Below are 13,532 nucleotides of genomic sequence, written 5' to 3'. Positions count from 1 at the left end.
ACCGTCAGGCCGAGGTCAGCAGCTCGGCGCGGGCGAGCAGTTGGACGTGGCCGCCGACCCTTACGCTACCGTCTGTCGCGACCTGGACGTCGAGTCGGCTCGGCCGGTCGAGGAAGCGTCCCTGGTGCAGGACGAAGGGTTCGCCGCGCGCGGCAAGCCCGTATTCCACCAGGTAGGCGGCGACCGGACCGGCAGCGCTGCCGGTAGCCACGTCTTCCACCAGCCCCAGGTTGTCCCAGGTGCGGCCCTCGCGCCCGTCGACGTCGAGCAGATAGACAAACGCCGCGCCGAGTTTATCCAGGGCTTCTTGCAAATCGTTGACCTGACGGGCTCGACCCAGTGCCTCGGCGGTCACCGGCAGGAGCAGGTAGGGCAGGCCGGTGCTCACCACCCGCGGCGGATGCCCGGACAGGTCGTTGGCCGATAGCGAGAAGGCTTCGGCGAACCAGCGGCAGGTCCCGGCGTCCGGGGTGGCGCCGAATTCGGCGCGGCCCTGGTCCATCTCGGCGTAGAAACCGCTGCCCGCCCGCACGCTGCGCAGGGCCACCGACTTGCTGGCCAGGTGCAGCGTCCAGTGCTGTTCGTTGTCGCCGCCGCGCAGGTGATGGAGCAGGGCGGCGGCGCCGAGCAGCGGGTGGCCGGCGAACGGCAGTTCTTCCTCCAGGGTGAAGATCCGTGCGCGGAAGGCCCGTGGGTCGTCGCCCGGCAGCAGGAAGATCGACTCGAACTGGCGCAGTTCGCGGGTCCAGGCCTGCATGGCGGCGTCATCGAGGGCGCTGGCGTCGTCGAATACGGCCAGGCCGTTGCCGGTGAGCGGACGCTCGGCGAACACATCGAGTTGCCAGTAGCGTCGGGACATGGGCCTTTTCCTGTGAAATGGAATGAAAAACGCGAGGGGGGACTCGACAAGCAGCCTATCGGCCTTTATGTTCGCCGACAAGAAAGCGCCTGGCTGGCGCTTTCCAGGCCGCCGCAGCGGTCGGCGTCGCTCGGACGGTTCCGGGCGCTTACGTTACTCCGAGGACAGCATGGCTGAATCACGCCCTGCGCGCCGTTTCGCGCGCATCGACCGCCTTCCCCCCTACGTTTTCAATATCACCGCCGAACTGAAGATGGCCGCTCGTCGCCGTGGCGAGGACATCATCGACCTGAGCATGGGCAATCCCGACGGGCCGACCCCGCCGCATATCGTCGAGAAGCTCTGCACCGTCGCTCAGCGCGAAGACACCCATGGCTACTCCACCTCGCGTGGCATCCCGCGCCTGCGCCGGGCCATCTCGCACTGGTACCGTGACCGCTACGACGTGCAGATCGACCCGGAAAGCGAAGCCATCGTCACCATCGGCTCCAAGGAAGGCCTCGCGCACCTGATGCTGGCGACCCTCGACCATGGCGACACCATCCTCGTGCCCAACCCGAGCTATCCGATCCACATCTACGGTGCGGTGATCGCCGGCGCCCAGGTGCGCTCGGTGCCGCTGGTGCCGGGCATCGATTTCTTCAACGAGCTGGAACGGGCGATCCGCGAATCGATTCCCAAGCCGCGCATGATGATTCTCGGCTTCCCCTCCAACCCTACCGCGCAGTGCGTCGAGCTGGACTTCTTCGAGCGCGTGGTGGCGCTGGCCAAGCAGTACGACGTGATGGTCGTGCACGACCTGGCCTATGCAGACATCGTCTACGACGGCTGGAAAGCGCCGTCGATCATGCAGGTACCGGGTGCCAAGGATATCGCCGTGGAGTTCTTCACCCTGTCGAAGAGCTACAACATGGCCGGCTGGCGGATCGGCTTCATGGTCGGCAATCCCGAGCTGGTCTCGGCCCTGGCGCGGATCAAGAGCTACCACGACTACGGCACCTTCACGCCCCTGCAGGTGGCGGCCATTGCCGCTCTGGAAGGCGACCAGCAGTGCGTCCGCGATATCGCCCGGCAGTACCAGCAGCGCCGCGACGTCCTGGTGAAGGGGCTGCGCGAGGCCGGCTGGATGGTGGAGAACCCGAAGGCCTCGATGTACGTCTGGGCGAAGATCCCCGAGCCCTACGCGCACCTGGGCTCGCTGGAGTTCGCCAAGAAGCTGTTGCAGGACGCCAAGGTCTCGGTGTCGCCGGGGATCGGCTTCGGCGACTACGGCGACGATCATGTGCGTTTCGCCCTGATCGAGAACCGCGACCGCCTGCGCCAGGCGGTGCGCGGGATCAAGGCGATGTTCCGCGCCGACGGGCTGCTGTCGCCGCAGAGGAAGGTCGATAGCCTGGCGGAGTGATCCTCACGTCCTGCTACAAGGAAAAACGCCGTTTTCCCTGGGGAAAACGGCGTTTTCGTTAGCGTCCCGGGTACTCCGCCAGTACCGAGGCCTGGCCGCTCCTGGTCAGGCCGACGACCTGGTAGGCGTCCTGGCGGTCGCCCATTTCCATGCCCGGCGAGCCGACCGGCATGCCCGGTACGGCGGCGCCGACCAGGTCGGCGCGTTCGCGCAGCTTGAGGATGTCGGCTGCCGGCACGTGGCCTTCGACGAACTTGCCGTCGATCACTCCGGTATGACAGGAGCCCATGCTGTAGGGCACGCCGAGACGGCTCTTGACTGCGCTCATGTCTGCTTCCACATGGTCGGTGACCTCGAAACCGTTGGCTTCGAGGTGCTTGATCCAGTCCTTGCAGCAGCCGCAGTTGGCGTCGCGGTGGACGTCGATGGCCAGCGGTTCGGCGGCCTGGACCAGGGAACCGTGGAGCAGGGTGGCGGCCAGGACGGCCAGGGGTGCGAAGCGGCGCATGGGATTCTCCTTGCTGCGAGCGAATGCCGGGAGCATACCGCTGGCACCCGCCGCCACCCAGCCGGTGAGCTGTATCCACTTGTGACGAAGCGATGCGCTGCCCGCCGCGCCGGGTTGCCGTTGGGCAGGGACGGATTGTCGCAGCGAACTCGTCGGCGCGGTTTGGGTCTGCTGTCCTTAGGGTTGCCGGGGCGTTCGCCGCCGGTGTCGAACTGACCGCTGGGGGCAACAGGCCCGAGGAGAAAGGGGATGCTCTTCGCCCGTTTGGTTTTGCTGGTTCAGGCGCTGGTATGGGGCGCGCTGGGAGTGCTGTACTGGGTGCGTCCCTACGAGATGGCCAATCTCAGTGGCATGCTGCTGATGGAGCCTTCGGCGGTCAGCGATGCGCGGGTGTTCTATGGCGGCCATCAGTTCGCCCTGGCGTTGTTCCTGCTGTTCGCCCTGCGCCGGGCTTCGCTGGTGCAGCCGGCGTTGATCCTGGTAGTGCTGCTGCAATCGATCCTGACCCTGTCGCGGCTATTGATTGCCTGGATCGAGGGCGGGATGGAGGCCGACGGCAACCTGTTCGGCCTGCTGTTCCGCGGCGCAATGGCTGCCCTGGGGATCGCCGCCCTGTGGTGGCTGCAACGGCGGCCGCCCCGGCTGTCGGCACCCGGCGAGAGCGCCGAGCGTCGCGAGGACGACTTCGACGGCCTGTGACATTCAAGGTTGACTGCGACTCGGAAAGTCCTTCAGCAACTGCGCGACGCCGCGGTCGAACGCTTCCTGGGTCAGCGCCGGATCGTGCAGTTGGCGGCTCAGCACGCTTTCCAGAAGGACCCTGCCGTTGCTTTCGTCAAGGATGCGCAGCGCCAGCCTGGCCTCGGTGTCTTCGGTCAGTTGGGTCTGGGTGAAGACGCCATCCTGGGTGATCACCGGGCGCATTTCCAGGCCCGGCTGGCGTTGCAGGCCGAGGGCGTAGATCACCCGCAGGTCGCCGTGTTCCGCCTGGTAGCGATAGCCCTTGGCCTCCAGGGCGCGGCGCACGGCCGTATCGAAACGCTCCTCGAAGTCGATGCGGTGCCCCTCGGCGCGTACCGCCTGGATGAAGAAAGTCCGGTAATCCGCCGCTGTTACGCCAGGTGCGAGCCGTACGGGGCCCGGTTCATTGCGGCAGGCATAGAGCAGCAGGCCGAACAGGAGCAGCAGGACGAAGCGCAGGCTGAATCGGCGCATGGCGCGTTCCTTCCTCTTTTTTATCTTTGTGCCGCAAGCCTAGCCGTTGCCTCGCGGCTTGCCGCCCATCCCCCGTTGGGTCAGTCGTCCAGCTCCACCCAGAGGCCTTCGGCGTCTTCCCGGCAGGGCAGGGCGCGCAAGCGCTCGCCAGCGCAGGGGCCGGCGACGCACTCGCCGGACTCGATGAGGAACAGCGCGCCGTGGCTGGCGCAACGGATCAGGCTGGCGCTGTCGTCGAGGAAGGCATCGGGCTGCCACTCCAACGGGATGCCGCGATGCGGGCAGCGGTTCAGGTAGATGTAGGCGCGGCCGTCGCGACGCACCGCGAACAGCCGCCGCTCATCGACGAGGAAGCCGCGGCTGTTGCCTTCGGCGAGATGGGAAGAGGGACACAGGTGGATCATGGGCGCTCCGTTTGCCGGGATCATTATCCCTGATCCGGAGGACGGCTTTCACCTGTGGCATGGAAAGCGCCCGGCATGGCCAGGCGCTGGGTATGGGGGCACTTCCGTGTGCGAAGGGGTAACGGGTCAGATGTCCCAGACCAGGTTGACCGCGAAATTGCGGCCTGGCTGGGACAGTCGGTCGATGTTGGCCGGGGCCAGCGCCGAAGCCTCGCCGACGCTGTCGTAGCCGCGCACGTCATCCCACAGCCAGTATTTCTTGTCGGTCAGGTTGTAGAGACCGGCGTTGAGGGTCAGGTCCTTGCTCAGCCTGTAGTAGGCGCTGAGGTCGAGGACGCCGAAGCCCGGGGTCTTGAACTGGCTGGCGGTGCCATCCGGGGTGTGGAAGGTGCTGTCGTCGACGCGATCCTTGCGTTTGACCAGGGTCCAGCTGAGCAGCCCGCCGTAGTTGCCGTCTGCTTCGTCGTAGCCCAGGCCGAACACTCCGGTGAGTGGGTTGACGCTGTTGATCGGCTCGCCGTTGTCCTTGTTGCGACCGTAGGCGTAGGCCACGCTGCCCTGGGTGTAGAGTCCCTGCGGCGCGCCGAAGGCGCCCAGCTCCAGGCGGCCCTTGAGCTCGACGCCCTTGATCACCGCCCGCTCGATGTTGTTGGACTGGAAGGTCTGGCCGTTGCCGCCGGTGCTATCGGTATTCAGGGCGTCTTCGTCGATGAAGTCGCGATATTTGTTGTAGAACACCGCTACACCGAAGCTGCCTTCGTCGAACTTGCCGCGCAACCCGGTCTCGAAGCTCTGGCTCTTTTCCGGCTTGAGGTTGGGGTTAGGCTCGATGTGGTAGCCCGCCTGCAGGTTCTCGAATCGACCGTACAGCGCCTTGGCGGTGGGCGTGCGGAAGCCCTGGGCGTATTGGCCGTACCAGGTGTAGTGCTGGGCGAAGTCGTAGGTCACGCCGAACTTGGGCGAAACCCGGTGCCATTTCTTGTCCGACTCGTCGACCGCGGTGTTCTGGCTCTGCTTCATGGTGCGCAGGAACTCGTCGGTGATGTGCGGCTCCATGCGCGTGTAGTCGTAACGCAGGCCGGGAGTGAAGGTCCAGTCGTTCCAGCTGATGCTGTCCTGGGCGAACAGGGCGTAGGTCTTCACCGTCGGATCGGGAAAGTCGCTGCTGCGTTCCAGGGCATCGCGCGGGCTGTCCGCGCCGGTGTCCAGGTTGGTGCCGGTGCCGCTGCGCATGCCGGTGACCTTCTGGTGCTTGAGATTGATCCCGTAGCTCAGCAGGTGCTCGGTCTCGCCGATGGCGAAGCTCTTGTCCAACTGGCTGTCGAAGACCCACAGGCGTTCCTTGTAGGTAGTGTCGCGGGTGCGCAGGACCTTGCGGGTGATCGGGTAGTAGAACTCGCGGGTCGCCTGGTCGGTCTTCGCCAACTGGTAGTTCAGGCTCCACTGGATGCGATCGGCGACCTGGCTGTCGAGCAGGAAATGGTGCTCCAGGCCGTAGCGCTCGCGAGTCAGGGTGTCGTTGCCCTTGCGCCACTGGTACATGCCGCCCGGCAGCATGCTCGGCGGGATGGCCGGCTTGCCCTTGTCGTACGGGCCGCCATAGGCGCTCTTCTGGTCGGTATCGACGTCGCTCTTGTACTTCTCGAAGACCAGCCCGAAGCGGCTGCCCTCGGCGTAGTTCCAGCCCAGCTTGCCGAGCAGGCTGTAGCTGTCGGCGTCTTCCGGGTTGGCTTCGCTGCGCGAGAGCCCGGTGCCGCCGTGGCCGCCGTTGGATTCGGTCTCGTGGCCCTGGCGGTAGCCATAATGCAGCAGGCCGTCGAAGTCGTCGGCGCGGCCGGCGACGGTGGCCGAGGTCAACCAGGAGTGGCTGGCCGACTCGTAGCCGGCCTTCAGCCGGGCGCCGACGTCCTTGCCGTCCTTGATGATGTCCGACGGGTCGAGGGTGAAGTAGCTCACCGCGCCGCCGATGGCGTTGCTGCCGTACAGCGCCGAGGCCGGGCCGCGAAGGATTTCCACGCGCTTTACGATGTCCGGATCGACGTAGTTGCGGTGGGTCTGCGCGTAGGGGCCGCTGAAGAAGTCGTTGGGCAGTTCGACCCCGTCGATCTGCGTAAGGATGCGGTTCCCGTCGATGCCGCGGATGTTGTAGCCGGTGATCCCGGCACGCTGGCCGGCGCCGCCGACCGAGACTCCCGGTTCGTAGCGCACCAGTTCCTTGATGTTGTTGACGTTCTGCCGGTCCAGTTGTTCGCGGGTCTGCACGCTGACGGTGCTTGGCACCGAATCCACTGCCTGCTCGGTACGGGTGGCGGTGATGGTGGTCGGGGTCAGCGGGACGGCGTTCCCCGCCAGGGCCAGGGAAGGGCTGAGCAACAGCAGGGCCAGGCAGGGGCGCAGGGCGAAGGGCGGGGAGAGCGGCATGTGGGACTCCTTGGGTCGGGCCGGTGGCGAATAGCCAGGGGGACGTCGGGCGCACAAGGTACTGCCAGAAAAACGCTAATGCAAATAATTATCAAATGGATTCAGATATGCGTTTTGTGGCAAAGTTCACCTGTTTTTGCGCGTAGCGCGACCGAACCGGATATGCCCGAGGAACCGTCGATGAGCAGCACTCCCAGCCTTTCCCATTCCCCTGCCGAGCTTTACCGCGCCTGGCAGGACCTGCGCGCCGAGCGACCGCAGCTACGCGCGCGAGACGCCGCCGCGCTGTTGCAGGTCAGCGAAGGCGAGCTGGTCGCCAGCCGGGTCGGCATCGATGCCGTGCGCCTGCGGCCGGACTGGGCCGCCTTGCTGCCGGCGCTCGGCGAACTGGGGCCGATCATGGCGCTGACCCGCAACGAGCATTGCGTCCACGAACGCAAGGGGCCGTATCGCGAAGTGACGGTCTCTGCCAATGGGCAGATGGGCCTGGTGGTCTCGCCGGATATCGACCTGCGCCTGTTCCTGGGGGGTTGGAACGCCGTCTTCGCCATTGCCGAGGAGACAGCGCGGGGTACCCAGCGCAGCATCCAGGTGTTCGACCAGCAGGGCGTGGCGGTGCACAAGGTGTTCCTTACCGAGGCCAGCGACGTCCGCGCCTGGGAACCGCTGGTCGAGCGCCTGCGGGCTGCCGAGCAGGATGCCGTGCTGGCGCTGCACGAACCCCGCGCACCGGCTGCGGCGCTCGTCGATGCGCAGATCGATGCCGCCGCCTTGCGCGAAGGCTGGGCCGCGTTGAAGGACACCCATCATTTCCACGCCCTGCTGAAGAAGCATGGCGCGCAGCGCACCCAGGCGCTGCGCCTGGCTGGCGGCGAATGGGCCGAGCGCCTGGATAATGGCGACCTGGCGAAACTCTTCGAAGCGGCGGCCGAAAGCGGGTTGCCGATCATGGTGTTCGTCGGCAACGCCCACTGCATCCAGATCCATACCGGGCCTGTGTGCAACCTGAAGTGGCTGGACGACTGGTTCAACGTGCTCGATCCGGAATTCAACCTGCACCTGAAGACCACCGGCATCGCCGAACTTTGGCGGGTGCGCAAGCCGAGCACCGATGGCATCGTAACCAGCTGGGAGGCCTTCGACGCCGACGGCGAACTGATCGTGCAACTGTTCGGCGCGCGCAAGCCCGGCGAGCCCGAGCGCGACGACTGGCGCGAACTGGCCGAATCCTTCAAGGCGCTCTGAGGAGAGATCATGCGTATCGATCGACTATTCAACGGGTTGGCGCTGGGCATCCTGCTCGGCGCCGGCATGGCCCAGGCCGCCGAGCTGCCGCAACGCTGGGTGAGCGCGGGCGGCTCGCTGAGCGAATGGGTGGTGGCGCTGGGCGGCGAGAGCAAGCTGGTCGGGGTGGACACCACCAGCCAGCATCCGCAGGCGCTGAAACAGTTGCCGAGCGTCGGCTACCAGCGCCAACTGGCTGCCGAGGGCGTGCTGGCGTTACGTCCGGATATCCTCATCGGCACCGAGGAAATGGGGCCTCCGCCGGTACTCAAGCAGCTCGAAGGCGCCGGCGTGCGGGTCGAGATCCTCTCCGCCAAGCCGGATCTGGAGGCACTGGAAAGCAACCTGAAGAAGCTCGGCGACTGGCTCGGCGTGCCCCAGCGCGCCGAGGCCGCCGAACTTGACTATCGTCAGCGGCTGCGGCGCCAGGCGGACTGGATCGCGGCCGCGCAGAAGAGTCAGCCGGCCCCGGGCGTCCTGCTGGTGATCGGCAACGCCGGCGGTCAGTTGCTGGTAGCCGGGCGCAATACCGGCGGCGATTGGGTCCTGAACCGAGCCGGAGCACGCAACCTGGCTACCCATGAGGGTTACAAGCCGATCTCGGTGGAAGCCCTGGCAGCGCTCGATCCGGTCGCGGTGGTGATCGCCGACCGCAGCCTCGAAGGTGATGCGGCGCGTGCCGCGCTGCTCAAGCAGAACCCCGGGCTCGCCGCGACCCGCGCGGCGCGTGACGGACGTCTGCTGGTGCTTGACCCGACGCTCCTGGTGGGCGGCCTCGGTCCGCGTCTGCCGGATGGCCTGGCGGCTCTCTCCGCAGCCTTTTATCCTTCCGCGAAACCGCTGAGTACGGAAGCCGCCCATTGAAATCGGTTGTTCGCCCCCGCGCACTGTTCGGTGCGCTGGGGATTTCGCTCGTGTTGGTCCTCTGGTTGTCCCTCGCCCTCGGTCCCGTCAGCCTGCCGCTGGGCGATACCCTGCGCGCCGCGCTGCGCCTGGCCGGGCTGCCGCTCGATGGAACGGGCCTGGCCCAGGCGGAAATGATCCTCGGCCAGATCCGCCTGCCGCGGACCCTGCTCGGCCTGGCCGTGGGCGCGGTGCTGGCGCTGTCCGGGGTGGCGATGCAGGGCCTGTTCCGCAACCCGCTGGCCGATCCAGGGCTGGTCGGGGTGTCCAGCGGCGCGGCCCTCGGCGCGGCGCTGGCCATCGTGTTCGGCGCCTCGCTGGGTGGTTTGCCGGCGTTCCTCGCGCCTTACCTGCTGTCACTGTGCGCCTTCGGCGGCGGCCTGGGGGTGACCTGGCTGGTCTATCGACTTGGCCGCCGCGATGGCCAGACCAGCGTGGCCACCATGTTGCTGGCAGGGATCGCCTTGACCGCGCTGTCCGGCGCGGTGATCGGACTGTTTACCTATCTCGCCGATGACGCCACCTTGCGTACCCTGACCTTCTGGAACCTGGGCAGCCTGAACGGCGCCAGCTACCCACGACTCTGGCCGCTGCTGCTGGTGGCGCTGCTGGTGGCCTGCTGGCTACCGCGCCGGGCAGATGCGCTGAACGCACTGCTGCTCGGCGAGTCCGAGGCCCGTCACCTGGGCTTCGACGTCGAGCGATTGAAGGCCGAACTGGTGCTTTGCACTGCCCTTGGCGTCGGCGCCGCAGTGGCGGCGGCGGGGATGATCGGCTTCATCGGCCTGGTGGTGCCGCACCTGATCCGTCTGGTTGCCGGTCCGGATCATCGGACGTTGCTGCCGGCCTCGATGATGGCCGGCGCCATTCTCCTGCTGCTTGCCGACCTGCTGGCGCGCCTGGCGCTGGCTCCGGCGGAGTTGCCGATCGGCATCGTCACGGCACTGATCGGCGCGCCGTTCTTCCTTTATCTGCTATTGCGGGGGCGGGCCTGATGCTGCGCGTGGAGAACCTGTCCATCCGCCGTGGCGGAAAGACTGTACTGGAAGGCCTCGAACTGGAGCTGCGGCCTGGCGAGATGCTCGGCGTACTCGGCCCCAACGGCGCTGGCAAGAGCACCTTGCTTGGCGCTCTCTGTGGCGAACTGGAGCCGGCCGAAGGGCTGGTGCTGCTCGACGAGCGCGGCCTCGACGACTGGCCGGGCGTCGCTCGCGCGCAGCGCCTGGCGGTGCTGCCGCAGAGTTCGTCGCTGGGCTTCGCCTTTCCGGTGGAGGCGGTGGTCGGCTTCGGTCGGCTGCCCCATTCCAGCGGCCGCGAGCGCGATGTGCAGATCGTCGCCGAGGCCTTGGCGGCGGCCGACGCCAGCCATCTGGCCGGGCGCAGCTACCTGGCGCTGTCCGGCGGCGAACGCCAGCGCGTGCACCTGGCGCGGGTGCTGGCGCAGCTGTGGCCGGGCGAGCCGGGGCAGGTGCTGCTGCTCGACGAACCGACCTCGGCGCTCGACCCGCTGCACCAGCACACCACCCTGCAGGCGGTGCATGATTTCGCCCGCCGCGGTGCCTCGGTGCTGGTGATCCTCCACGATCTCAACCTGGCCGCGCGCTATTGCGACCGCCTGCTGCTGTTGCAGAATGGTCGCCCGCACCTGCTCGGTACGCCCGAGGAAGTCCTGCGCCCCGAGCCGTTGCGCGCGGTGTTCGGCCTCGAGGTCCTGGTCCAGCGTCATCCCGAGCGAGGTCATCCGCTGATCGTCGCCCGTTAAAGGAGTCGCCATGCGCATTCGCCTGTTCGCTTTCTGTCTGCTGCTGGGCGGCTGCCAGTCCCAACTGCCGCCGCTGCCTGATTGGCAGAGCGCGGAAGGGCGCGACGATCCGCAGACGGGACGAATAGTCGAATTGCGCAGCGGCGTGACGCTGAGCCCGCAGCAACTGGTCGCACGCCTGGCGGCCGCGCCGCGAGTGATCGTCGGCGAGAAGCACGACAATCCCGATCATCATGCCGTGGAACTGTGGCTGGCGCAGGCCCTGGGCGAATATCGGGCGCAGGGCAGCCTGCTGCTGGAAATGCTCGATCCCGGCCAGCAACCACGGGTGGATGCGGTCCGCGCACAACTCGGGACCGGCAAGCCGGTGGCGAACCTGGAGCAGGCCCTGGACTGGCAGAAAGGTTGGGACTGGACGCAGTACGGACCCCTGGTGTCCTGGGCGATTGCGCAACCCGCGCCGTTGCTGGCGGCGAACCTCCAGCGGAGCGAGATCATGCGCATCTACAGGGAGCGTCCGCCGCTTCCCGGAACGGCCTCCAGGCGTGACAGCGTGCGCCTGCCGCTGCTTGCGCAGATTCGCGAATCCCACTGCGGCATGCTTCCCGACGATCAATTGCCGGCGATGCTCGCCGTCCAGCAGCAACGTGACCGCCGCATGGCCGAGCGTTTTCGCGATGCGCCACTGCCGGCGATGCTCGTCGCCGGCAGCTTCCACGCCCGACGCGACCTCGGCGTACCGGTCCACCTGCGCGACCTTGGTGCGGAGAAGGGTGCGCAGGTACTGATGCTGGTCGAGGCCGGGCAGGCGGTAACGACGCGTGAGGCCGACTACGCCTGGTACACGCCGGCACAGCCGGACAAGGACTATTGCGCGGAGATGAAGAAGGCACGTTGAAGGAAGGGCGCGAGGCCTGGAGCCGTGTATCGCGCTACGTTTTCGCGGGCAAAAAAGGGCCGGTGTCAAGCCCTTCGTGCAAATCACGCGAGGCTTGAAACCATATACGGGGCAATAGGTTAGCTCTGTTTCGTGCCGCTTGCAGGGGATGCGGCGTTGTGGGCTGGGAGCCACATGAGAGCCCTGGGAAAGCAAGCCGGGTCGCGCTGTAGCGGTGACGATTGCCAAGGGACGGTGGGCTTATTCGGTCATCATAGCCCAATGGTTGGCTGCGCTCCAGAACTAAGAACGTGCAGCGTTGGCGGAACCTTCAAAGGATGGCGGTAGCCCCGAACCCTAATCAACAGCTTGACCTGAGCCGGCGAGATCGGCTTTGACTTCTGCTCCAATGCATAAAAAGTGTCCGCAACACCGTTTGAGGGACATGCAACAAGGTGTATAGTCAAGAGCAGCAAAAGTTCACTGTATCTTTCCGGTCACCATAGGGGGAAAAATGGCTGATAAAAAAGTAGTTTTCATTGCATTCGCTATCGAGGACGAGAGGCAGAGGGATTTCCTTAAAGGACAATCGTTGAGTCCACGAGCTCCTTACGAATTTGTAGATATGTCGGTTAAAGAACCGTATGACAAGGATTGGAAAGATCGCGTCCGCACTCGCATCAGACGGTCTCACGGTGTAATAGTGCTGGTGAGCAAAAATTCTCTCAATTCAAGCGGTCAGAAATGGGAAATTCAATGCGCCAAAGAGGAAAATAAGCCGATTCGTGGAATCTGGGCCTATTCGACAGATCGAACACAAATTTCTGGCGTTACCACTTATGCGTGGAGTGACAAGAATATTAGCGATTTTATCGACTCGCTATAGGTCAAGGTCATGCGCAAAGCACTAATAGTAGGGATTGATCATTACGCAAATATAAATTCCCTCAGCGGCTGCGTTAACGATGCCCACTCTGTCAAGGCGGTTTTGGAGCGACACGCCGATGGGACTGTCAATTTTGCAACTCCCCGAGTGATAACTGGAACAGGTCCAGCCGACATTGTTGAAAAGCATTTCCTCAAAGATGCTGTACGAGAGCTTTTTAGCGGCGATGCAGATATTGCGCTGTTCTATTTTGCCGGGCATGGATACATTGAGGATACCGGCGGCTTCCTTTGCGCAGGAGATTGCAGAACGGGCGATGATGGACTTGCTTTGTCGGAAGTTATGACTCTAGCCAACAACTCTAGGGCAAAGAATAAAGTCATTATTCTGGACAGCTGCCATAGTGGTATTGCAGGAGACACCTCGAATCTGGCCGGATTTGCTGAAATAAAAGAAGGAACAACAATCCTCACTGCATCAACAGCAGAGCAATATGCCATGGAAGCTCCGGGCGGCGGCTCTGGTGTTTTTACAAACTTATTTGTTGATGCGCTTGGCGGGGCTGCTGCGAACCTTGTTGGCGATGTTACCCCAGGTAGCGTCTACGCTCACATTGATCAATCACTTGGCCCATGGGCGCAGCGTCCTGTATTTAAGACAAACGTTAAAACTTTTGTTTCTCTAAGGAAGGCTGCACCTCCAATTGGCCTGGCCGATCTCCAGGCCATAATAAGGCATTTCCCGAGTGCAGATTATCAATTACCCCTAGATCCCTCATATGAGCCGGAACGCTCCGAGGAACAGCGCAATGACCCAACCATTCCAGCGCCCAATCCAGTGAATAACGCTATATTCGCCATCCTTCAGCGATATGTAAAAGTTAATCTTGTTCGGCCTGTTGGCGCACCCCATATGTGGCACGCTGCCATGCAGAGAAAAGCTTGCGAGTTAACAGTGTTAGGTCAGCATTATTGGAATCTCGTAAAAGAAGGCTTAATATAGGTCTTG

Annotated in this window: 14 protein-coding genes; 9 read left to right on the top strand and 5 right to left on the bottom strand. The window is 64.6% G+C overall.

All coding sequences use genetic code 11. The features are described from left to right. Nucleotides 1-4: 4 nt before the first annotated feature. The gene (locus LE197_RS23375) at nt 5-859 is read right to left on the bottom strand and encodes a PhzF family phenazine biosynthesis protein (RefSeq protein WP_003116070.1); all 855 of its coding nucleotides are present in this window, start codon (nt 857-859) and stop codon (nt 5-7) included. Between the two features lie 169 nt (nt 860-1,028). Between LE197_RS23375 and alaC the strand changes: the two genes are divergently transcribed. Next, nucleotides 1,029-2,264 (top strand): alanine transaminase, encoded by a 1,236-nt coding sequence (gene alaC / locus LE197_RS23370; RefSeq protein ID WP_003100170.1) that lies wholly within the window; start codon nt 1,029-1,031, stop codon nt 2,262-2,264. 58 nt (nt 2,265-2,322) lie between these two features. On the opposite strand, the gene LE197_RS23365 is transcribed toward alaC, so the two are convergent. Then, the gene (locus LE197_RS23365) at nt 2,323-2,772 is read right to left on the bottom strand and encodes a DUF411 domain-containing protein (protein WP_003146125.1); all 450 of its coding nucleotides are present in this window, start codon (nt 2,770-2,772) and stop codon (nt 2,323-2,325) included. Between the two features lie 249 nt (nt 2,773-3,021). Here LE197_RS23365 and LE197_RS23360 point away from each other — a divergent pair, with 249 nt between their 5' ends. After that, nucleotides 3,022-3,471 carry a DUF4345 family protein gene (locus LE197_RS23360; protein WP_003095105.1) on the top strand — a complete coding sequence of 150 codons (450 nt, stop codon included), beginning with the start codon at nt 3,022-3,024 and terminating at the stop codon, nt 3,469-3,471. A gap of 3 nt (nt 3,472-3,474) precedes the next feature. On the opposite strand, the gene LE197_RS23355 is transcribed toward LE197_RS23360, so the two are convergent. The 3 genes from LE197_RS23355 to phuR form a co-directional block, all read right to left on the bottom strand. Next, on the bottom strand, nt 3,475-3,987 hold the full coding sequence (locus LE197_RS23355) for a DUF4136 domain-containing protein (RefSeq protein WP_003095104.1): 513 nt from the start codon (nt 3,985-3,987) through the stop codon (nt 3,475-3,477). A gap of 80 nt (nt 3,988-4,067) precedes the next feature. Continuing rightward, complete coding sequence (locus LE197_RS23350; protein ID WP_003121065.1) at nt 4,068-4,415, bottom strand: Rieske (2Fe-2S) protein; 348 nt, start codon at nt 4,413-4,415, stop codon at nt 4,068-4,070. Nucleotides 4,416-4,517: 102 nt separating this feature from the next. Continuing rightward, nucleotides 4,518-6,812 (bottom strand): heme/hemoglobin uptake receptor PhuR, encoded by a 2,295-nt coding sequence (gene phuR, locus LE197_RS23345; RefSeq protein WP_003113453.1) that lies wholly within the window; start codon nt 6,810-6,812, stop codon nt 4,518-4,520. Between the two features lie 180 nt (nt 6,813-6,992). On the opposite strand from phuR, the gene LE197_RS23340 reads away from it, so the two are divergent. The 7 genes from LE197_RS23340 to LE197_RS23310 all read left to right on the top strand — a co-directional run bounded on the left by LE197_RS23340 (nt 6,993) and on the right by LE197_RS23310 (nt 13,526). Next, a complete protein-coding gene (locus tag LE197_RS23340) occupies nt 6,993-8,057 on the top strand; it encodes a hemin-degrading factor (RefSeq protein WP_016852160.1) in 1,065 nt (354 codons plus the stop codon). 9 nt (nt 8,058-8,066) lie between these two features. Beyond that, the gene (locus LE197_RS23335; protein WP_023108794.1) at nt 8,067-8,960 is read left to right on the top strand and encodes a heme/hemin ABC transporter substrate-binding protein; all 894 of its coding nucleotides are present in this window, start codon (nt 8,067-8,069) and stop codon (nt 8,958-8,960) included. Between the two features lie 50 nt (nt 8,961-9,010). After that, complete coding sequence (locus tag LE197_RS23330; protein WP_003121063.1) at nt 9,011-9,994, top strand: FecCD family ABC transporter permease; 984 nt, start codon at nt 9,011-9,013, stop codon at nt 9,992-9,994. After that, nucleotides 9,994-10,761, top strand: coding sequence for a heme ABC transporter ATP-binding protein (locus LE197_RS23325; RefSeq protein WP_003095098.1), 768 nt, complete (start codon nt 9,994-9,996; stop codon nt 10,759-10,761). Before LE197_RS23330 ends, LE197_RS23325 begins: the two co-directional genes overlap by 1 nt. Before the next feature lie 10 nt (nt 10,762-10,771). Continuing rightward, entirely contained in the window at nt 10,772-11,659 is an 888-nt protein-coding gene (locus tag LE197_RS23320) for a ChaN family lipoprotein (RefSeq protein WP_003116068.1), read from the top strand. Nucleotides 11,660-12,152: 493 nt separating this feature from the next. Then, nucleotides 12,153-12,524: a TIR domain-containing protein gene (locus tag LE197_RS23315; protein WP_071540641.1), complete on the top strand. Its 372-nt coding sequence runs from the start codon at nt 12,153-12,155 to the stop codon at nt 12,522-12,524. A 9-nt stretch (nt 12,525-12,533) separates the two neighbouring features. Further along, complete coding sequence (locus tag LE197_RS23310) at nt 12,534-13,526, top strand: caspase family protein (protein WP_071540640.1); 993 nt, start codon at nt 12,534-12,536, stop codon at nt 13,524-13,526. Nucleotides 13,527-13,532: the final 6 nt, after the last annotated feature.

The organism is Pseudomonas sp. PS1(2021) (assembly GCF_020405165.1).
GTDB classification, from domain to species: domain Bacteria; phylum Pseudomonadota; class Gammaproteobacteria; order Pseudomonadales; family Pseudomonadaceae; genus Pseudomonas; species Pseudomonas aeruginosa.
This window is presented reverse-complemented; position numbering and strand designations above follow the sequence as displayed.